The sequence below is a fragment of the Bradyrhizobium forestalis genome, from assembly GCF_002795245.1.
GTDB lineage: Bacteria > Pseudomonadota > Alphaproteobacteria > Rhizobiales > Xanthobacteraceae > Bradyrhizobium > Bradyrhizobium forestalis.
In genome coordinates this window covers 39,660-60,368 of sequence record NZ_PGVG01000007.1, presented here as the reverse complement: position 1 = coordinate 60,368, position 20,709 = coordinate 39,660, and the positions used below count along the sequence as shown (strand labels likewise).

General features: G+C 65.2%; 12 protein-coding genes. 5 read left to right on the top strand and 7 right to left on the bottom strand.

Going from position 1 to position 20,709, the window contains the following annotated elements:
• Nucleotides 1-25: 25 nt before the first annotated feature.
• From CVM73_RS10745 to CVM73_RS10735, 3 genes are read left to right on the top strand one after another with little or no spacing between them, the layout of a single operon-like run.
• Nucleotides 26-631 (top strand): K(+)-transporting ATPase subunit C, encoded by a 606-nt coding sequence (locus CVM73_RS10745; RefSeq protein WP_100231982.1) that lies wholly within the window; start codon nt 26-28, stop codon nt 629-631.
• A gap of 40 nt (nt 632-671) precedes the next feature.
• Nucleotides 672-3,395 (top strand): sensor histidine kinase, encoded by a 2,724-nt coding sequence (locus tag CVM73_RS10740; RefSeq protein WP_100231981.1) that lies wholly within the window; start codon nt 672-674, stop codon nt 3,393-3,395.
• Entirely contained in the window at nt 3,392-4,081 is a 690-nt protein-coding gene (locus tag CVM73_RS10735; protein ID WP_100231980.1) for a response regulator, read from the top strand. Before CVM73_RS10740 ends, CVM73_RS10735 begins: the two co-directional genes overlap by 4 nt.
• Before the next feature lie 124 nt (nt 4,082-4,205).
• On the opposite strand, the gene ku is transcribed toward CVM73_RS10735, so the two are convergent.
• Nucleotides 4,206-5,090 carry a non-homologous end joining protein Ku gene (ku, locus tag CVM73_RS10730; protein WP_100231979.1) on the bottom strand — a complete coding sequence of 295 codons (885 nt, stop codon included), beginning with the start codon at nt 5,088-5,090 and terminating at the stop codon, nt 4,206-4,208.
• 117 nt (nt 5,091-5,207) lie between these two features.
• Here ku and ligD point away from each other — a divergent pair, with 117 nt between their 5' ends.
• Nucleotides 5,208-7,877 (top strand): DNA ligase D, encoded by a 2,670-nt coding sequence (ligD, locus tag CVM73_RS10725; protein ID WP_100231978.1) that lies wholly within the window; start codon nt 5,208-5,210, stop codon nt 7,875-7,877.
• Between the two features lie 112 nt (nt 7,878-7,989).
• Here the strand turns inward: ligD and CVM73_RS10720 are convergent, their stop codons facing one another.
• Entirely contained in the window at nt 7,990-8,154 is a 165-nt protein-coding gene (locus CVM73_RS10720) for a DUF3309 family protein (RefSeq protein WP_018318514.1), read from the bottom strand.
• Between the two features lie 183 nt (nt 8,155-8,337).
• Between CVM73_RS10720 and CVM73_RS10715 the strand changes: the two genes are divergently transcribed.
• On the top strand, nt 8,338-8,655 hold the full coding sequence (locus CVM73_RS10715; protein ID WP_100231977.1) for a polyhydroxyalkanoic acid system family protein: 318 nt from the start codon (nt 8,338-8,340) through the stop codon (nt 8,653-8,655).
• A gap of 2 nt (nt 8,656-8,657) precedes the next feature.
• Here the strand turns inward: CVM73_RS10715 and treY are convergent, their stop codons facing one another.
• The 5 genes from treY to treS are packed head-to-tail and all read right to left on the bottom strand — an operon-like array spanning nt 8,658 to nt 20,700.
• Nucleotides 8,658-11,444: a malto-oligosyltrehalose synthase gene (treY, locus tag CVM73_RS10710; protein ID WP_100231976.1), complete on the bottom strand. Its 2,787-nt coding sequence runs from the start codon at nt 11,442-11,444 to the stop codon at nt 8,658-8,660.
• A 1-nt stretch (nt 11,445) separates the two neighbouring features.
• A complete protein-coding gene (gene treZ, locus CVM73_RS10705; protein WP_100231975.1) occupies nt 11,446-13,197 on the bottom strand; it encodes a malto-oligosyltrehalose trehalohydrolase in 1,752 nt (583 codons plus the stop codon).
• The gene (glgX, locus tag CVM73_RS10700; RefSeq protein ID WP_100231974.1) at nt 13,194-15,272 is read right to left on the bottom strand and encodes a glycogen debranching protein GlgX; all 2,079 of its coding nucleotides are present in this window, start codon (nt 15,270-15,272) and stop codon (nt 13,194-13,196) included. Before glgX ends, treZ begins: the two co-directional genes overlap by 4 nt.
• Before the next feature lie 3 nt (nt 15,273-15,275).
• Entirely contained in the window at nt 15,276-17,414 is a 2,139-nt protein-coding gene (gene glgB, locus CVM73_RS10695; protein ID WP_167406764.1) for a 1,4-alpha-glucan branching protein GlgB, read from the bottom strand.
• Nucleotides 17,407-20,700, bottom strand: a complete 3,294-nt coding sequence (gene treS / locus CVM73_RS10690; protein WP_100231972.1) for a maltose alpha-D-glucosyltransferase — start codon at nt 20,698-20,700, stop codon at nt 17,407-17,409. Before treS ends, glgB begins: the two co-directional genes overlap by 8 nt.
• Between the last annotated feature and the right edge of the window lie 9 nt (nt 20,701-20,709).

Below are 20,709 nucleotides of genomic sequence, written 5' to 3'. Positions count from 1 at the left end.
AATGACGAAGATTTAGGAGACCAACATGCTCAGAGAAATCCGCCCCGCCATCGTCCTGTTGCTGGCGCTCACCGCCATCACTGGCCTGGCCTATCCGCTCGCCATGACCGGCATTGCCGGCACGTTGTTTCCCGTGCAGGCGCAGGGCAGCCTCATCGAAAAGGACGGCAAGGTGGTCGGCTCCGCCCTGATCGGCCAGGAATTCAAGGACGCCAAATACTTCCACGGCCGTCCCTCGGCGACGCTGGCGCCGGACCCGAATGATTCGACCAAGACGGTGTCCGCGCCCTACAACGCCGCCAATTCCGGCGGCTCCAATCTCGGCCCGACCAGCAAGGCGCTGGCCGACCGGCTGAAGGAAGATGTGGACAAGCTGAAGGCCGAGAATCCGAATGCGGCCGTGCCGGTCGACCTCGTGACGACATCGGCCAGCGGCCTCGATCCCGACATCTCGCCGGAAGCAGCGCAATTTCAGGTGCCGCGCGTGGCAAAGGCACGGAATATTCCGGAGGATCAGCTCAGGCAGCTCGTCGACGCCAACACCAAAGGGCGCCTGCTTGGCCTGTTTGGCGAACCCCGCGTTAACGTACTGGCGCTGAATCTCGCGCTCGATCGGGCGGTGGCGAAGTAGCGGTCTAGGCTCGCAGTGCACAGGTGATTATATTGGGAAGATGGTCCGAGAGCGCCGCGATCCCGAACAACGTCCGTCGCCCGAGGCGCTGCTGGAAGCGGCGCGCCGGGAGGAGAGCGCGAGCGGCAGGCTGAAGATCTTCGTCGGCGCCGCTCCCGGCGTCGGCAAGACCTACGAGATGCTGCAAAGCGCCCACGCCAAGCGCAAGGCCGGCATCGATGTCGTGGTCGGCTTCGTCGAGACCCATGGCCGCGCCGAGACCGAGGTGTTGGTGCGGGGGCTGGAAGTGGTCCCGCGCAAGAGGCTGGACTACCGCGGCCAGATTGTCGAGGAGATGGACCTCGACGCGGTGATCGCGCGGCGGCCGCAGATTGCGCTGGTCGACGAGCTCGCCCACACCAACGCGGCCGGCAGCCGCCATCCCAAGCGCTATCTCGACGTCGAGGAGCTGCTCTCCCACGGCATCGACGTCTACACCGCCGTCAATATCCAGCACATCGAGAGCCTGAACGACGTCGTTGCCCAGATCACCCATGTCCGGGTGCGCGAGACCGTGCCGGATTCGGTATTCGACCGCGCCGACGCGATCGAGCTGATCGACCTCACGCCCGACGATCTGATCCAGCGGCTGAAGGAGGGCAAGGTCTACGTGCCCAAGCAGGCCGAGCGGGCATTGGAGCATTACTTCTCGCCGGGCAACCTGACGGCGCTGCGCGAGCTCGCGCTGCGGCGCACCGCCGAGCGGGTCGACGAGCAGCTGCTCACTCACATGCAGGCGAATGCGATTCCCGGGCCCTGGGCCGCGGGTGAGCGCATCCTGGTCTGCGTCAGCGAGGACCCGCGCGCGGCCGGCCTCGTGCGCTATACCAAGCGGCTGGCCGACCGGCTGCACGCGCCGTTCACCGCGATCTCGATCGAGACGCGGCGCTCGCTGCAATTGTCCGACGAGGAGCGCGACCGGCTGGCCGACACGCTGCGGCTGGCGGAATCGCTCGGCGGCGAGGCCTTGACCATTCCCGCCGTCGGCCGCCGCATCGCCGATGACGTCGTCAACTTCGCGCAAGCCAACAACGTCACCCAGATCGTGATCGGTAAGTCGACGCGCTCGCGCTGGTTCGAGATGACGCGCGGCTCCGTCGTGCACGATCTGGTGCGCCGCGCCGGCAACATCACCGTCCACGTCATCGCCGGTGACGAGCTGCCCGGCGAGGCCGCGCCCATGACTGCGGTGCAGACCGCTGCGCGCTCGGAGCCGTTCAACCCCCTGCCTTATCTGAAGGCGCTCGGGATCGTGCTGATCGGCCTCGGCGCCGCCAAGCTGATCCAGCCTTACTTCGGCATCGAGAACGTGGATCTCGTGCTGCTGACCTCGGTCGTGGCAGTTGCCGTGCGCTATGGTTTATGGCCGTCCCTGCTGGCGACCGTGGCGGCGTCGCTCTGCTACAATTTCTTCTTCATCCCGCCGATCTACACCTTCACGATCACCGATCCGACCAACGTCGCCGCCTTCATCCTGTTCATGGTGGTGGCGATGATCGTCTCCAATGTCGCAGCGCGCGTGCGCACGCAGGCCGATGCCGCGATCGGCCGCATCAGGATGACCGAGCAACTCTATGCCTTCAGCCGCAAGCTGGCCGGCACCGCCACGCTCGACGACGTGCTGTGGGCGACCGCCTATCAGATCGCATTGATGCTGAAGGTGCGCGTGGTGCTGCTGTTGCCGGACGAAGGCCTGCTCACGGTGAAATCAGGCTATCCGCCCGAGGACGAGCTCGATCAGGCCGATCTTGCCGCCGCCAACTGGGCCTGGAGCAACGATCGCCCCGCCGGCCGCGGCTCGGACACGTTGCCGGGCGCAAAACGACTGTTTCTGCCGATGCGTACCGGGCGCGGCCCGATCGGGGTGATCGGCATCGACAACGACCGCACCGGCCCGCTGCTGACGCCGGACCAACGGCGGCTGCTCGACGCGCTGGTCGACCAAGGCGCGCTCGCGATCGAGCGCGTGCTGCTGGTCGAGGACATGGACCGTGTCAAGCGCACCGTCGAATCCGAGCGGCTGCGCTCGGCGCTGTTGACCTCGATCTCGCATGACCTGAAGACGCCGCTCGCCTCCGTGTTGGGAGCGGCCTCCACCATGCGCGATCTCGCCGGCGCCCTCTCCGACACCGAGAAGCGCGACCTGCTCGCCACCGTGATCGACGAATCCGAGCGGCTCAACCGCTTCATTGCCAATCTGCTCGACATGACCAAGCTCGAATCCGGCGCTATCGTGCCCAATACGGCGCTGCACGATCTCGGTGAAATCGTGGGCAGCGCGCTGCGGCGTGCCAGCAAGATCCTTAACCGCCACAAGGTCGAGCTGGTGCTGGCGGCCGATCTGCCGATGCTCGAACTCGACGCCGTGCTGTTCGAGCAGGTGCTGTTCAATCTGCTCGACAATGCCGCCAAATATTCGCCACCCGAGACCACGATCTCGATCCGCGGCCGGCGCGACGACGGCCATGTCGTGCTTGAGATCGCGGATGAGGGGGCCGGCATTCCGCCTAACGAGCTCGAGAGCGTGTTCGACAAGTTCTATCGCGTGCAGAAAGGCGATCACGTCGGCCCCGGCACCGGGCTCGGGCTCGCCATCTCCCGCGGCTTCGTCGAGGCGATGCGCGGCACGATCTCCGCTGCCAATCGCAGCGAGCGGAGTGGCGCGGTCCTCACCATCCGCCTGCCCGTTCCGGCAGAGAGCCACGCATTGGATACCGCCGCATGAGCGCTGCTCCGATCAAGGTCCTGGTTATCGACGACGAGCCGCCGATCCGCAAATTGCTGCGGATGGGGCTGACGACGCAAGGTTACGAGATCCTGGAGGCGTCGAACGGCAAGACTGCGCTGGAGAAGCTCGACGAAGAGCCGGCGCTGATCATCCTCGATCTCGGCCTGCCCGACGTTCAGGGGCATGAGCTGCTCCGCACCATCCGCACCCGCAACGACGGCGTGCCGATCGTGGTGCTGTCGAGCCGCGGCGACGAAGCCGGCAAGGTCCAGGCGCTCGATCTCGGTGCCGACGATTATCTGACCAAGCCGTTCGGCATGGAGGAGCTCCTGGCGCGCCTGCGCGCCGCGCTGCGTCACCAGCTTCAGGTCAAGGGCGAGCGCCCGGTGTTCCGCACCGGCGATCTCTCTGTCGATCTCGTCCGCCGCATCGTCAAGGTCGGGGATCGGGACGTGAAGCTCTCGCCAAAGGAATATGACCTGTTGCGCGTGCTGGTGCAGCATGCCGGCAAGGTGCTCACCCACCGCTTCCTGCTCAAGGAACTCTGGGACGAATTGACCGACGCGCAATACCTACGCGTCTATGTCCGGCAGCTCCGCCAGAAGATCGAAGCCGATCCGGAACGCCCGCAATACGTGCTGACCGAGACGGGGATCGGGTACCGGCTGAAGGCGGGGGATTAGGCCCCGCTGTCATTCCGGGGCGCGCGTCAGCGTGAACCCGGAATCCATTTCTCCGCTCGTCGCGCCCGGCGTGATGGATTCCGGGCTCGATGCTTCGCATCGCCCCGGAATGACGGTGGGCTTGCTACCCCGCCTTCCTGTGCCTCGCCGCGGTCCGGTGGGTCTTCCGCGCGCTACGATGCCGCCCGGTCGCACGCCGCGCATGTGACTTCGCCGCCGTCTTCTTGCCGCCGCGTCCTTTCAGGCTCTGCTTCAGCGCGTCCATCAGGCTGATGACGTTGCTCGGCCGCTCCTCGGGCTCCGGCAGCTCGATCTTCTTGCCGCTGGCCTTGCGCTTCACCAGTGCCTTCAGTGCGTCCTCGTATTCGTCCTTGAATTTGCTGGGGTCGAAATGCGCCGCCTTGGTGTGCAGGATATGGCCGGCGAGCTCGACCATGTCCTTGGTGATCTTCGGGCTCTTGATGTCGTCGAAGAACTGGTCCTCGTCGCGCAGCTCGTAAGGGAAGCGCAACGTGGTGCCGAGCAGGCCCTTGCCGAGCGGCTCGATCGCCATGACATGCTCGCGGTTGGTGAGCACGATCTTGGCGAGCGCGACGCGCTCCTCGTCCTTCATCGCGTCGCGGATCACCGCGAAGGCGTCGACCGCGGCCTTGCCATCCGGCGCGATGTAATAGGGGTGGTTGAGATAGCGCTGATCGATCTCCTCGCTCGGCACAAAACTCTCGATGTCGATGGTGTGATTGCTCTCGATCTGGACTGCTTCGAGCTCCTCCGGCTCGATCTCGACATATTTGCCCTTGCGCAGCTCGTAGCCGCGCCCCTTCTGGTCGCTCTCGACGACGTCGCCGGTCTCGGAATCGATCATCTGCTGCTTGAGCCGGTTGCCGGTCTCACGGTTGATCAGGTGAAACCGCGTTTTCTCGGCCGCAGTGGTCGCCGGATAGAGCACGACCGGGCAACTGACCAGCGACAGCTTCAACGTTCCCTTCCAATAGGCGCGCGGGGCCATTCCATTCTCCAGCGTTTTCAAGGCGTTTTGGAACCCCAACCGCCCCATAGGGTTTTGGTTCCGGGCGGGACTTTTGCCGTGATAGGCTTGAATGCCGAAAGAGAAGCGGGACCGGTCGTGCTGCAAAAACTCTCCACTTACCGACAGAAGCGTGACTTCGAGAAGACGCCCGAGCCATCGGGCAAGACCGCAGTGGCCCCCTCGAAGCAGCGGCGCTTCGTGATCCAGAAGCACGATGCGACGCGGTTGCATTACGACTTCCGGCTCGAGTTCGACGGCGTCTTCAAGTCCTGGGCGGTGACGAAAGGGCCCTCGCTCGATCCGCACGACAAGCGGCTGGCGGTCGAGGTGGAGGATCATCCGCTCGACTATGGCGATTTCGAAGGCACGATTCCGGAAGGGCAATATGGCGGCGGCACGGTGATGCTGTGGGACCGCGGCACCTGGGAATCCGATGATCCCGAAGCCGGCTTTAGGAAGGGCGACCTGAAGTTCACCCTGCACGGCGAGAAGCTGCAGGGAAGCTGGGTGCTGGTGCGCATGCGCAACCGCGGCGGCGAGAAGCGGACCAACTGGCTCCTGATCAAGCATCGTGACGACTATGTCCGCGAAGGCGCGGACAACGACATTCTCGAGCAGGACAGGTCCGTTGCCTCCGGCCGCGCCATGGAGCAGATCGCCGAAGGCAAGGGCCGCGCGCCGAAGCCGTTCATGCTGGCCAAGGGCGCCAAGGGCAAGGCCGATGCAGTCTGGCAATCCAACCATGCCGAGGAGACGAAAGGGCGCACGGTGAAGCCAGCGCCGCGCACGGCGTTGAAGGCCAGAAAGACCGGAAAGAAGACGACGACGGCCACGAACGCCAGGAAGGTCGCGGAGATGCCGGACTTCATCGCACCGCAGCTCTGCACACCCGTTGAGCGGCCGCCGGCCGGTGCGGGCTGGTGCCACGAGATCAAGTTCGACGGCTACCGCGTGCAGCTCCGGGTCGAGGATGGCGAAGCGACGTTGAAGACACGCAAGGGCCTCGACTGGACCGACAAGTTCGCTTCGATCGCGAAGGAGGCGACGTCACTGCCGGACGTCATGATCGACGGCGAGATCGTCGCGCTCGACCACAACGGTGCGCCGAACTTCTCCTCGCTCCAGGCCGCGCTGTCGGACGGCAAGACCGAAGACCTCATCTTCTTCGCCTTCGATCTCCTGTTCGCGGAAAATCAGGACTACCGCCGGCTCCCGCTCGGCGAGCGCAAGGCCCGGCTCAAGGAATTGCTGGAGGCGCGCAAGCGCAAATCGAGCCAGATCCGCTATGTCGAGCATTTCGAGAGCGGTGGTGACGCCGTGTTGCAATCGGCCTGCAAGCTCGAACTGGAAGGGGTGGTTTCGAAGAAGCTCGATTCGCCCTATCGCTCCGGTCGCACCGAGAGCTGGACCAAGGCCAAATGCCGCGCCGGCCACGAGGTCGTGATCGGCGGCTACAAGACCACCAGCGGCAAATTCCGCTCGTTGATGGCGGGCGTGCACCGCGGTGAACATCTCGTCTTTGTCGGCATGGTCGGCACCGGCTTTGGCGCCGACAAGGTGAAGCGCATCATGCCGTCGCTGAAGGCGATGGAGGTCAAGGAGAGTCCGTTCGGCGGCAAGAACGCGCCGAAGAAGACGCGCGACGTGCACTGGCTGAAGCCGGAGCTCGTCGCCGAGATCGAGTTCGCCGGCTTCACCGCCGACGGCAATATCCGCCAGGCCGCGTTCAAGGGCTTGCGGCAGGACAAGCCCGCTGAGGAGGTCGAGGCCGAGACGCCTGTCGACACGGAGCTTGCCAAGCCCTCGGCAAGGAAGCGCGCAGTGCCGAAGACAGGCACACGGTCGAAGGATGCCGGCATCGCCGAGGTGATGGGCGTCGTGATCTCGAAGCCGGACAAGGAGCTGTGGCCCGACGGCGGCGATGGCGCGGGTGTCACGAAGCTCGATCTCGCGCGCTTCTTCGAAGCGGTTGGCGGCTGGATGATCGCGCATATCAAGGGCCGCCCCTGCTCGATTCTGCGCGCACCGGACGGCATTGGCGGCGAAAAGTTCTTCCAGCGCCACGCCATGCAGGGAACCTCGAACCTGCTCGAGCTCGCCAAAGTCTCCGGCGATCGCAAGCCGTACCTGCAAATCGATCGGATCGAGGGGCTCGCTGCGGTGGCGCAGATCGGCGGCGTCGAGCTGCACCCCTGGAATTGCGCGCCTCATGCCTATGACACGCCGGGCCGGCTGGTATTCGACCTCGATCCCGCGCCGGACGTCGAGTTTGCCGATGTCGTGGAGGCCGCGAAGGAGATGCGGCAGCGGCTGGCCGACGTCGGCATGGAGAGCTTTTGCAAGACCACCGGCGGCAAGGGCCTGCACATCGTGGTGCCGCTGCTCCATGGCGCGCGCGACAAGGTGAGCTGGAAGGAGGCCAAGGCGTTTGCGCAAGGCGTCTGCCAGTGGATGGCCGATGACGATCCCGAACGCTATCTGCTCAACATGTCGAAGAAGCTGCGGAACGGAAAGATCTTCCTGGACTATTTGCGCAACGACCGCATGTCGACGGCGGTTGCCGCATTGTCGCCGCGTGCGCGCGCCGGGGCCACGGTATCGATGCCGCTGACCTGGGCGCAGGTGAAGAGCGATCTCGATCCCAAGCGCTACACGCTGCGCACCGTGCCGGGCCTGCTAGCGCGATCGAAGGCGTGGGAGGGTTATGACGATGCCGCCGCATCGATCAAGGCGGCAATGAAGAAGCTGGCGGGGAAGGTGAAGTAGGCGCTTTCCAAAACGTCATTTCGGGATGGGCGAAGCGCAGACCCGGAATCCAGAGGTTTGCGGCGCGAGATTCCGGGTTCGCGCTTGCGCGCGCCCCGGAATGACCGCCTGACTAAATCCGTCCCATCAATAGCAGGATCAGCAGAATGACGATGACAAGTCCAAGGCCGCCGCCGCCATAATAGCCGGTGCCATAGAACGGACCGCCGCCGATGCCGCTGAAGCCGCCGAGCAGGGCGATGACCAGAATGATCAGAATGATCGTGCCGATTGACATGCGAATCTCCTCAGCCCTTTGTTGAAAGGGTCGTTTGCACCTGTCCCGTCGTGTGGGAGCAACTTGCCGCAGGTTTTATAGTTCCGGCCATGACAGGGCCGGTCACAGGATCAACTCGCATGGAACCTTTGCCCTTCCATCTGGCATGATGAGGTGAGGGGCAGTCAGCTGGGGATTAGGACCATGTCAGCGCCGCTTGTCGTCTCAATTCCGCATCGTCTCGGTCGCGAGGAGGCGGTGCGCCGGCTCAAGGCAGGGCTTGGCCGCGCCGCGGCGAGCATTCCCGTGATGCAGGTCGAGGAGGAGCGCTGGAGCGGCGACAGCATGAACTTCCGCATCCGTGCGCTCGGGCAGGTCGCGACCGGCCAGGTCGACGTCGCCGACGATCAGGTCCGGGTCGAGGTGGTGCTGCCCTGGCTGTTGCAGCGCTTTGCCGAGATGGCGCAGGCGACGATCAGGAAGCGCGGCCAATTGCTGCTGACCAAGGACGGGAGAAAGTAACTTCAGGCGCGCACGCGCTCCCGCTGGGGTCTGATGGCGTTAGCCGTTCGGGCCGCGATGGCTGAGGCGGGAAAATCGCGGAAGGCCTGCGCGAGCGGCAAGTCGCTACCGGCAAGGCCGGGCGCGGTATAGCCGGTGATGTCGATCGTGGCGTCGAAACCCTCCAATGCCGGCCATTCCCGGCCCGCTTGGGTGAACGGCGCGAAATGACGCCCGACCACGACAATCGCGACTGCGCGGCCATGGCGACGCGCGAACGCGATGACGTGGCCGGCATGTGCGCCCCGTACTGCCAGCGGGTGATAGTCGCCCTGCGCGAAGACGTCGGCGAGCTCGCTGCGCAACTGCAGGAGATGCCGTGTCCAGGCCAGCTTGAGCCGGCCGTCCGGCCAGCTCTCGATCAGGCCGCTCCAATCCGGCGCTTCCAATGATTTCAGCGCCGCATGGCGCGCGGCAAAGTCGACCGGACGGCGGTTGTCGGGATCGACCAGCGACAGGTCCCAGAATTCGGTGCCTTGATAGAAGTCCGGCACGCCCGGCAGCGTCGCCTTGAGCGTGAGCTGGCTCAGCGAGTTCAACGTGCCGAGCAGCGCGACACGGCGAGCCAGGGTTTGCAATGCCTCCAGGAATTCTGCGGATCGGGCGGGGTCGAGGATCTTCTCGATGAAGTCGCGGATGCCGCTCTCATACGCTTCATGCGGATTGAGCCAGCTCGTCTCCTCCTTGCCCTCGCGCGCGGCCTTGAGCGCATAGGCCTGGATGCGCTCGACGAAGCTGCCATCGGCCGTCCCTTGAAGCGGCCAGGCGCCGAGCAGGGTCTGGTACAGCATGTACTCGAACGTCGCCGACGGCGCGCGGAAATTGCCGTGGAGTGTGAGATGCGGCGCGTTCAAAACCTTCCAGCGCGCCACCGCGCTGGTCCATTCGCCGGGAATTTCGCTCAAGCCCGCGATCCGCATGCGGGCATCCTCACCGCGCTTGGTGTCGTGGGTGGCCGTCGCGGTCATGCCTTGTGGCCATTCCCTGGCGCGGGCCTGCATGGCCTGGTGAAAGACGGGAATGGTGAGGCCAGCGCTCGCGGGATCGCCGCCGACCTCGTTCAGCGCAAGCAGCCGGTGGAATTGATAGAATGCGGTGTCCTCCAGCGACTTCGCCATCACCGGCCCGGTGAATTGCTGCACCTTCAGCGCGAACCGGCGCACGCGCGGCGTGCTGTGCGGAGGACGGCCGGGCTTGAGCAGGTCCATGGTCAGCGCATCGCGCAGGAAGTCGAAAATGCCTTCGTCGGCGGCGAACCATTCCGCACGGGCATGCGCGATGGTCTCCTCGATCAGCTTGCGATCGTGTGCGGTCGGCGCGCTGGTCGTGAGGTAAGTGCGGTAGACCGGGAAATGCAGCACATAGAGCTCGAGCGCCTGGCGCAGGCTGTCGGCGGAGAAATCGCGGGTCGAGTAGTGCCCGTTGGCGATGCGCGCCAAGAGGCGCGTCAGCACGGTGAACTCGCTGGTGAGCAGCGTCTCCAGCACCCGTCGCTTGGCGTCCTTGACGTAAGGCGCAAGCCGCGGCGGCCGGTTGCTGATCTGGCGCCAGGTCTCGTCCAGCGCTTCCAGGCCGTTGGGATCGACCAAGACATGAGTGATGACGTTCATCCACTCATAGCCGGTGGTGCCCTGGACGCCGGCGAAATGCGGCAGGCGCTCGTGCTCGCACAGGATCTTCTCGATCGCCGTATAGAAGGGCTTTGTGTTGCCTTGGGCGTCGCGCACCAGCCGGCGCAGCCGCTGGCAATATTGTGCGGGGTCACGCAGGCCGTCGATGTGATCGAGCCGGATTCCCTGCAATTTGCCGTCGGCGATGAGCTGCTTCACCAGCCGGTGCGTGGCCGCAAATGTGCTCGCGTCCTCGACGCGCAAGCCGGCGAGGCCGTTGACGTCGAAGAAGCGGCGATAGTTGATGTCGCTGGAGGCAAGCCGCCAGTGCCCGAGCTTGTAGTGCTGACGCTCGAGGAGATGATGCAGCGTCAGCGTCTGTGCCGGGCGGTCCTTGCCGGCGCGATAGGCGGCGAGACCGCGACCGATGATGTCGGCGGCGCCTGCGATCTCCTTGAGCTCGGTCTTGAAGCCGGGAGCTTCCTTGCGGTTGGGACGGCGCAGTCCGGTGTAGCGCGCCGCGAGCGACAGCAGGCGCTTGCCGGGCTCCGTTTCCGCCGCGTCCGCCTCCTTGACGACCACCCGCAGCACCTCGCCATAGCGCTCGGGGGCGACGGGTAGGCGATGCTCGAAATACCAGGCGGAGAGACTTCCCTCGTCAGGATCGTATCGCAGCTCGATGTCGCCGCGCTCCAGCGCCTCGCCGTAGGATGTGCCGAGGATCGGCAGCAGCACGCCGCCGCGGGCGCGATAGGCCAGTTGATCCCAGTCGATGTCGAAGGAGGCCGCGTGCGGCGAGGCCTGACCCCATTCCAGCACGTCGAGCCACCAGGGATTGTCGGCGAAATGCACGCCGACATGGTTGGGCACGAAATCGATGATGAGCCCGAGATCGTGCGTGTTGAGCGCGTCGCTCAGCCGCGCAAAGCCAGGCTCGCCGCCGAGCTCGGGATTGAACTGGCTGTGATCGACCGTGTCGTAGCCATGGGTCGAGCCCTTGCGCGCCTTCATCACCGGCGAGGCGTAGAGATGCGTGACCCCCAACGCCTTGAGGTAAGGCACAACTGCGGCAGCCTTGTCGAAGTCGAAATCCGCGGTGAGCTGAAGCCGGTAGGTCGCGAGCGGAATGGCGGGAGGCATGTCACCCTCCGAGGCGCCAGACCACCGACCAGGGCGGGAGCCGCTCGCCGGCCCCGCCGCCCCAGATCGGCGTGCCCGCGCTGACGTCGGACATGATCTCGTGATCCGAGAGATTTGCGGTCAAGCGCAGAACCGTGCCGTCGCCCATACGCCAATGCGCGGTGAGCAGGCCGTCGTCGACCGCCTCGGCGTCGCCGAAGCTCGCGCCCTTGAGCCGCGGCATGATCTCCTTGCGGCGGAGCGCGAGTAGCTCTCGCACCAGCGCAAGCCGCGCGTCCTGCTCCGCCGTGCGGCCAGTCCAGTCGAGCACGGCCGATTGCAGCGTTGCCGGATCGAACGGATCTGGCACCTCATCGCCGTATTTTTCGTAAGCCCAGGCATACTCCTGTTTGCGCCCATTGCGCACGGCGTCGGCGAGTCCGCCTTGGAAATCGCAGAAGAACGGGAACGGGACCGTCGAGCCCCATTCCTCACCCTGAAACAGCATCGGCACCATCGGCGCCAGCAGGGTGATCGCGAGCGCAGCCTCGATCTGCTTTGGCGATGCCAGGCTTTCCAGCCGCTCGCCGAGCGGACGGTTGCCGATCTGGTCGTGGTTCTGCAGGAAATTGACAAAGGTCGCCGGCGGCAGCTTGCCGCTCGGCTCGCCGCGCGGCTTCTTGCCCCAGAATTCCGAGATCTCGCCCTGATAGACGAAGCCGGAGGCCAGCGCGCGCGCAAGATCCATGCGCGGCGTCTGGTAGTCGCCATAATAGCCGGCATGCTCGCCGGTCAGCATCACGTGCCAGACGTGGTGATAATCGTCGTTCCACTGTCCGCGATATTTTCCGTTCGGCGGCTCCTGTGCGGCGTCGAGCAGGCTGGCGCGGTTGTCGCCGTTCTCCAGCACGAGATGGATGTGGCGTCCCGTGGCCTTGGCGAGCTCGCCGGCGGCGACGCTGAGGTCTTGCAGCATGGACTGCTCGCCCGGGATCGCCATGATGTGGTTGGCGGCATCCAGCCTGAGGCCATCGAAGCGATAGTCGCTGAGCCAGGACAGCGCGTTCTCGACGGCAAAGGCTCGCACTTGCGGCACGCGATAATCGATCGCACTGCCCCACGGCGTGTGCGCATCGGTGAAGAAGGTCGGCGCATAGCGGCCGAGATAGTTTCCTTCCGGACCGAAATGATTGTAGACGACGTCGAGTAACACCATCAGCCCGCGCAGATGCGCCTCGTCGATCAGCGTCTTCAGGTCTTCGGGCCGGCCATAAGCGCCGTCGGGCGCATACCACAGCACGCCGTCATAGCCCCAGCCGCGGCGTCCTGCGAAATCGGCCAGCGGCATCAATTCCAGCGCAGTGATGCCGGTCGCCGTGAGATGATCGAGCTTGTCGATCATGGCGCGGTAGGTGCCTTCGGCTGTGAAGGTGCCGACATGGGTCTCGATCAGCACCGTCTCTTCCCAGGGACGGCCGCGCCATTCGCGCGCGCGCCACACGAAGGCGTCGTGGTCGATCACCTCGCTCGGGCCGAACACGTCCTCGGGCTGGAAGGCCGAAGCAGGATCCGGCACGTCGATCGCGTCGTCGATCCTGAACTTGTAGGGGCTGCCGGCGGTGAGGCCGGCGATGTCGGCGACGTACCAGCCATCCTGCCGGCGCGGCATCGCGTGCCTGCGGTCGAGCAGGAGGTCGACACGGCGCGCTGCGGGCGCCCATAGCCGGAACGACACGCCGTCTTTGGTCGGCCTCGCCCCGAAGGATGGCCTCATGGCGCCCCCGCGAAGGCGAGCACGGAGCGCGGCGGCGCCTTGCTGTCGCTCCCTGGCAGGAAGTCCATCGTGTTCAATTTGGCATCGGTCGTGTTCAGGATCTGCTGCCAGCTCTTGTATTCGGCCATTTGGGGCAATTTGAATGCAATCTCTTCGGGGGCGGCGTTCAATACGATAAAGATCGCAGCCCTGCCCGGTTCCATCGGCCCCATCACATAGGAGAGAAACCGCCCATCCGGGAATGTCCAGTCGCTCTCCGTCATCTCGTTGCCTTCAGGCGTCAGCCACAGCGCGCCGTAGGAACTGCCGTCCTTCGGCCGGCCATCGAGCCAGCGATGGCTGCGGAGCTGCGAGAACCGGCGGCGGATGTCGGCGAGTTGGGCGACGAAGTCGACCATGTCGTCGCCCTCCTTGCCGAGATTGTCCCAGCCGACCCAGCCGACCTCGTTGTCCTGGCAATAGGCGTTGTTGTTGCCGGATTGCGAGTTGCCGACCTCGTCGCCGGCGAGGATCAGCGGAACGCCCTGCGCCAGCATCAGGCAGGCCAGCACGTTCTTGCGCAGCTGCCGGCGCAGGGCGATGATGTTGGGATCGTCGGTCGGCCCCTCGACACCGCAATTGTTGCTGTGATTGTCGTTGGAGCCGTCGCGATTGTCCTCGCCATTGGCCTCGTTGTGCTTCTCGTTGTAGCTGAAGAGGTCGGCGAGCGTGAAGCCGTCGTGGACGGTGATGTGGTTGATGCTGGCGCGCGGCCGCCGCCCGTCGTGGTTGAACAGGTCGGACGACGCGGTCATGCGGCTGGAGATGTCGCCGATCAGGCTGCCTTCGCCGCTCCAGTAGCGGCGCATGGCGCTGCGATAGCGATCGTTCCATTCCGACCATTGCGAGGGGAAGGCGCCGACCTGGTAGCCGCCGAGGCCGAGGTCCCAGGGCTCGGCGACGAGCTTGACGGTCGCCAGCACCGGATCCTGCCGGACCGCGGTCAGGAACGAGCTGCCGCGGTCAAAACCGTTCGGCCCGCGCGCCAGCGTGGTGGCGAGGTCGAAGCGGAAGCCGTCGACGTGGCAGACCTCGACCCAGTAGCGCAGGGAATCCATCACCATCTGCAGCACGCGCGGATGGGTGAGGTTCACCGACGAACCGCAGCCGGTGAAGTCGTCGTAGTAGCGCGGGTTCTCGCGGTTCAGCCAGTAATAGGAGGCGTTGTCGATGCCGCGATAGCACAGCGTCGGGCCGAGGTGGTTGCCCTCGGCGGTGTGGTTGTAGACGACGTCGAGCATCACTTCGATCCCGGCATCGTGCAGCCGCGCCATGGTGGTGCGGAAGGAATCGAGCGCATTGTCCTGGGCGTAGCGCAGCTCGGGCGCGAAGAAGGACAGTGTGTTGTAGCCCCAGTAATTGGCGAGCTTCTTTTCCACGAGGATGCGGTCGTCGACGAAGCTGTGGATCGGCAGCAGCTCGACCGTGGTGACGCCGAGCCTCTTCAGGTGCTCGATCATCGCCGGCGAGGACAGGCCGCCATAGGTGCCGCGCAAATTCGGCGGCACGTCATTGCGCTTCTGGGTCAGGCCCTTGACGTGGGCCTCGTAGATGATGGTGTCCTCCCAGGGGATGTTGGGACGGATCTCGCGGCGGCCCCAGTTGAAGGTCTCGTCGACCACGACGGCCTTCGGCATGCCGCGCGCATTGTCGCGCCGGTCGAAGGACAGGTCTTCGCGCGGCGAGCCGGTGCGATAGGCAAAATGCGCATCGCTCCAGACCAGCCGCCCGGCGAGCCGCTTGGCATAGGGGTCGAGCAGCAGCTTGTTGGCATTGAAGCGATGGCCGTGCTCGGGCTCGTAGGGGCCGTGCACGCGGTAGCCGTAGAGCTGGCCGGGCGAGACGTCGTTGAGATAGCCGTGCCAGACATCCTCGGTCTTCTCAGGCAGCTCGATACGCTCGAGCTCGCGGCGGCCTTGCGCGTCGAACAGGCAGAGCTCGACCTTCTGCGCGCTGGCGGAGAACAGCGCGAAATTGGTGCCGCGTCCGTCCCAGCTTGCGCCGAGCCGTGCGGGCGATCCAGCGGTCAGGCGCATCGATCAGCTTTCCGGAACGAGGAAGATCGCGGCGAGCGGCGGAATGGTGAGGCGGAGCTCGCCGCTCTCGGCATGAACTTCGCCGATGTTACCGACGTTGCTGCCGCCATAATGGGCGGAATCCGAGTTGAGCACTTCTTTCCACTTGCCGCCGAGGGGCACACGAACGCGATAGTTCCGGTAGACGTTCGGCGAGAAGTTGACGATGACGAGACACCGTGCGTGCTCGTCGAATCCCTTGCGCAGCCAGGCGAACACGTTGCGGTTGGCATCGTCGGTGATCAGCCATTCGAAACCGGCCTGGTCGCAATCCATCTGGTGCAGCGCCGGCACCGCGCGGTAGAGCCGGTTGAGGTCGCGGATCAGCGCCTGGATGCCGGAATGGTATTTGTATTCGAGCAGGTGCCAGTCGAGCGACTGGTCGTGATTCCATTCGCGGCTTTGCGCGATCTCCGCGCCCATGAACAGCAGCTTCTTGCCGGGATGGCCGAACATGAAGCTGTAATAGGCGCGTAGATTGGCGAAGCGCTGCCACTCGTCGCCGGGCATCCGTCCGAGGATCGAGCGCTTGCCGTGCACGACCTCGTCATGCGACAGCGGCAGGATGAAGTTCTCCGAGAACGCATAGTGCAGGCCGAACAGGATCTCGCCGTGGTGATGCTTGCGATAGATCGGATCCTTGCTGATGTAGTTCAGCGTGTCGTGCATCCAGCCCATGTTCCATTTGTAGCCGAAGCCGAGCCCGCCGAACTCGACCGGGCGCGAGACCTGAGGCCAGGCAGTGGACTCTTCCGCGGCAGTCGTCGCCTGCGGGAAGCGGGCGAACACTTCCGTGTTGAAACGACGCAGGAAGTCGATCGCCTCGATGTTCTCCCGCCCGCCATACTGGTTCGGAATCCACGCGTCGGGCGGCCGGCTGTAGTCGAGATAGAGCATGGACGCGACCGCATCGACGCGCAGGCCGTCGATCGCATAACGCTCCAGCCAGAACAGCGCATTCGACACCAGGAAGTTCGTCACTTCGGTGCGGCCGTAATTGTAGATCAGCGTGCCCCAGTCGAGGTGGCGGCCCTGGAGCGGATTGGCGTGCTCATAGAGCGAGGTGCCGTCGAAATGTCCGAGCCCGTGCGGATCGTCCGGGAAATGACCGGGCACCCAGTCCAGCAGCACGCCGATGCCTTCGCGGTGGCAGGCATCGACCAGTGTCGCAAAGTCATCGGGTGGGCCGAAGCGGCTGGTTGGCGCGTAGAGGCCGGTCGGCTGATAGCCCCAGGAGCCGTCGAAAGGATGCTCGCTGACGGGGAGGAATTCGAGATGCGTGAATCCCATGTCGCGGGCGTAGGCCGGCAGCTGCTCGGCCAGCTCGCGATAGGTCAGCCATTCATTGCCGTTCTTGCGCCGCCACGAGCCGAGATGGACCTCGTAGATCGACATCGGCGCCGACAGCGCGTTGATGCCGTCTGGCGCCGGGCGCGGCCGCGCCAGACGCGCCTCGTCGAACACGATCGAAGCCGTCTTCGGCCGCAGCTCGCTGGCAAATGCCAGCGGATCGGATTTCAGCGGCAGCAGGTGGCCGTGCGGGCCGATGATTTCGAACTTGTAGTGATCGCCGGTCTTCGCATGCGGGATGAACAATTCCCAATAGCCGCTGCCGCGCACCCGCATCGGGTGACGCCGCCCATCCCAGAAGTTGAAGTCGCCGATCACGGATACGCGCCGCGCATTTGGCGCCAGCACCACGAAGCCGATGCCGTCGACGCCCTCGAGCCGCATCGGATGCGCGCCGAGCTTGTCGTAGAGGCGCTGATGGGTGCCTTCGCCGAGCAGGTAGAGATCGAAATCGGTCAGGATCGGCGGAAAGCGGTAGGCATCCTCGAATTCGACGACGTTGTTGCCGAACTTTGCACGCAGCTGATAGTGCTTCGAGCCATTGGGCAGGGGGCCAATGAACAGGCCTGAATCGTGCACGCGGTCGAGCGGCGCGACCTCGCCATGCTCGCCGACCGCCTCGACATTGGTGGCCTCGGGCAGGAAGGCACGCACCACGCTCTTGCCGCCCTCGGGATGCAGCCCGAGATAGTGGAAGGGGTCGGAGTGGCGGCCCTCGATGATCGCGTAGGCTTCGGCTGGCAGTTTAGGCATGGGCTTCGCTCTCGGCACTGGACAGAATGCGAAGCAGTCCGGTCAGCGGCGCATGGAGCCCCTCGGGCCGGTGGGACAGCTCGTACTCTACGTCATCGAACGCTTGATCAAGCAGGAAAAACCTTAACAGGCCTTCCCCGGATTGCCGATCTTCCGGCCACAGCCTCCGATCGGTCATGGCGTCGCGGTAGGCGGACAGGAAGGTCGCGGTGGCGCGCTCGCGCCATTCGTCGAGCGCGGCCGCAAGCCGGTCTTGCTCGTCGGAAGCGCCCGTGAGCGCGCGGTTCAGCGCTGCGCTGACCGAAAGGTCAATCGAGTGGATCAGGCCGGCGACGTCGCGCGCGGCCGGCGCCTTGCGCCGCTTATTGGCCAGCGGCACACGCGGATCGCCGTCGAAGTCGATGATGAAGATATCGTCCTTCACGATCAGAGTTTGCCCGAGCCGGAAGTCGCCATGATGGCGGATGTTCAACCCGCCGATGCCGGATGGCAAGAGCGCATTCAGGCCGTCGGACAGGCTCGCGCGCATCGCCGTGAGCCGGTCGATCAGGGGCCGGTCCGCCTCCCGCAGCCCGTCGCGGCTGTCGGCCAGCCGCTCGAGAATCCGCTCGCCACGCGCCTTGAAGTCGGACAGCCAGGCCCTGGTCTGGGCGGCGTCGATCGGCGCCGGGGCGAGATCATCGGGCTTTGCCGCGGCGAGCGCGGCATGCAGCTCGGCGAGCCGCCGGCCGATCTGCGCGATGAAATGCAGATACGGCGCCTGCTCCTGGGTCTCGCGTGGCATCTTATCGGCCGGCGCCACGCGCTGCTCGTCGATATAGCGATCGAGATATCCCGTGGTCACGGTCCAGCCGTCGCCCTGGTTCTCGACATAGGCATGCAGCACGCCGAGCGCGCTGCGCTGGTTGCCCTCGACCAGCTCGACGCTGCCGAGCAGCGCCGGCGTGTTGGCGAAGCGCGCGACTTCGGTGAGATAGTGGCCGATCTCGATCTCGGGGCTGATGCCGCTTTCGAGCCGGCGGTAGATCTTGGCGACGTACTGGTTGTCGACCAGCGCGGTGCTGTTCGACTGCTCGATGGCGCGGATGCGTTCGGGCTCCTTGATGGTGTAATCGGCGAAGCGGCTGGTGGGCTTGAAGTCCAGCCGCAGATTGTTCTCTTCCACCACGAGATTCTGCGACAGATTGCGCAGGAACAGGCCGATGAAGATCTGGTCGGTCGCGACGTCGAGCAGCGTGCCTTCGCGCGCGCCCTGGCGCACGGCGGCCAGCGCCTTGGGGTTGAAGCGCTCGCGATCGAAGCGCACCCACTCGATCTGCAGCGGCAGCACGTAGCGCGTGGCCGCGTCCCCCTGCTTGGTCTCGAAGAACGCGATCCAGGGCCGGTTGTCGCCGATGTCGCAGAACGGCACCGCCGAGGTCAGCGCGGTCTTGATCTGCTTGGGATTGTGCTCGGGATACCACCGCGTCCGCGCCAGGAAGCCCGGCAACACGTCGCGCTCGAACACGCCGCGCTCGCGGGCGAGCGACACCCAGTTCGAGTTCACCGGCACCACCAGCGTCTCGAACTCCGGCACCGCGCGCGGCGTCACCGGCTCGGATTTGTCGCGTTCCTGCAGCTGGAACCAGTAGAAGCCGTAGGGCCCCAGCGTGATCATGTAGGGCAATTCGCCGATCGCGGGGAAGCGGGTGCGGCCGAGCATCTCCTGCGGGATGCGGTCCTTCCACGGCGACAGGTCGAGCTCGGTCGCCTGCGCGGCGCGCGAGAGATTGGCGACGCAGAGGATCACCTCGTCGCGGTATTGCCGGACATAGGCGAGCACGGCGCGGTTGGCCGGGCGGATGAAGGTCATGGTGCCGCGGCCGAAGGCGAGCGTCGACTTGCGCACCGAGATCAGCCGCTTGGTGGCGCTGAGCAGCGAGGACAGGCTGCGCGACTGCGCTTCCACGTTCACGGATTCATAGCCGTAGACCGGGTCCATGATCAGCGGTGCATAGAGACGGGCCGGGTCGCAGCGCGAGAAGCCGCCGTTGCGGTCGGGGCTCCACTGCATCGGCGTGCGCACGCCGTTGCGGTCGCCGAGATAGATGTTGTCGCCCATGCCGATCTCGTCGCCGTAATAGACGATCGGCGTGCCGGGGAACGACAGCAGCAGCGAGTTCATCAGCTCGATCTTGCGCCGGTCGTTGTCCATCAGCGGCGCAAGGCGCCGGCGAATGCCGACATTGATGCGCGCGCGGGGATCGTTGGCGTAGGTGGTCCAGAGATAGTCGCGCTCGACGTCGGTGACCATCTCCAGCGTCAGCTCGTCATGATTGCGCAGGAACAGCGCCCATTGGCAGCTCGCCGGAATGTCCGGCGTCTGGCGCAGGATGTCGGTGATCGGGAAGCGGTCCTCCTGCGCGATCGCCATGTAGATGCGCGGCATCAGCGGGAAATGGTAGGCCATGTGGCACTCGTCGCCGCGGCCGAAATATTCCTGCACGTCCTCCGGCCATTGATTGGCCTCGGCCAGCAGCAGCTTGCCCTTGGAATACGCGTCGAGCTCCTGGCGCAGGCGCTTGATGATCGCATGCGTCTCCGGCAGGTTCTCGTTCGAGGTGCCCTCGCGCTCGCAGAGATAGGGAATGGCGTCCAGGCGGAAGCCGTCGACGCCGGCATCGAGCCAGCGCTTCATCACCTGGATGAGGGCGCTGACCACGCGGGGATTGTCGAAATTGAGGTCCGGCTGGTGCGAGAAGAAGCGGTGCCAGTAGAAGGCGCCGGCCTCGGGATCCCAGGTCCAGTTCGACTTCTCCGTGTCGGTGAAGATGATGCGCGTGCCCTGGTACTTCTGGTCGGTGTCGCTCCAGACGTACCAGTTGCGCGCGCTGGAGCCCGGATGGCTGCGCCGCGCGCGCTTGAACCATTTGTGCTGGTCCGAGGTGTGGTTGACGACGAGCTCGGTGATGACGCGCAGGCCCCGCTTCTGCGCCTCCTGGATGAAGCGCTTGAAGTCCTTCATCGTCCCGAAATCGGGATTGACCGAGCCGTAGTCGGCGATGTCGTAGCCGTCGTCGCGGCCGGGCGAGGGATAGAACGGCAGCAGCCACAGCGCGGTGACGCCGAGCTCCTGGAGATAGGGCAGCTTCTCGGTCAGTCCGGCGAAGTCGCCGATGCCGTCATTGTTGCTGTCGGCGAAGGCCTTGACGTGGAGCTGGTAGATGATGGCGTCCTTGTACCAGAGCTCGTCCACGATCTCGGCAGCCTCAACTTTCTTGGTGTCGACGGAAGACAGAACATTCATGGCGTGAAC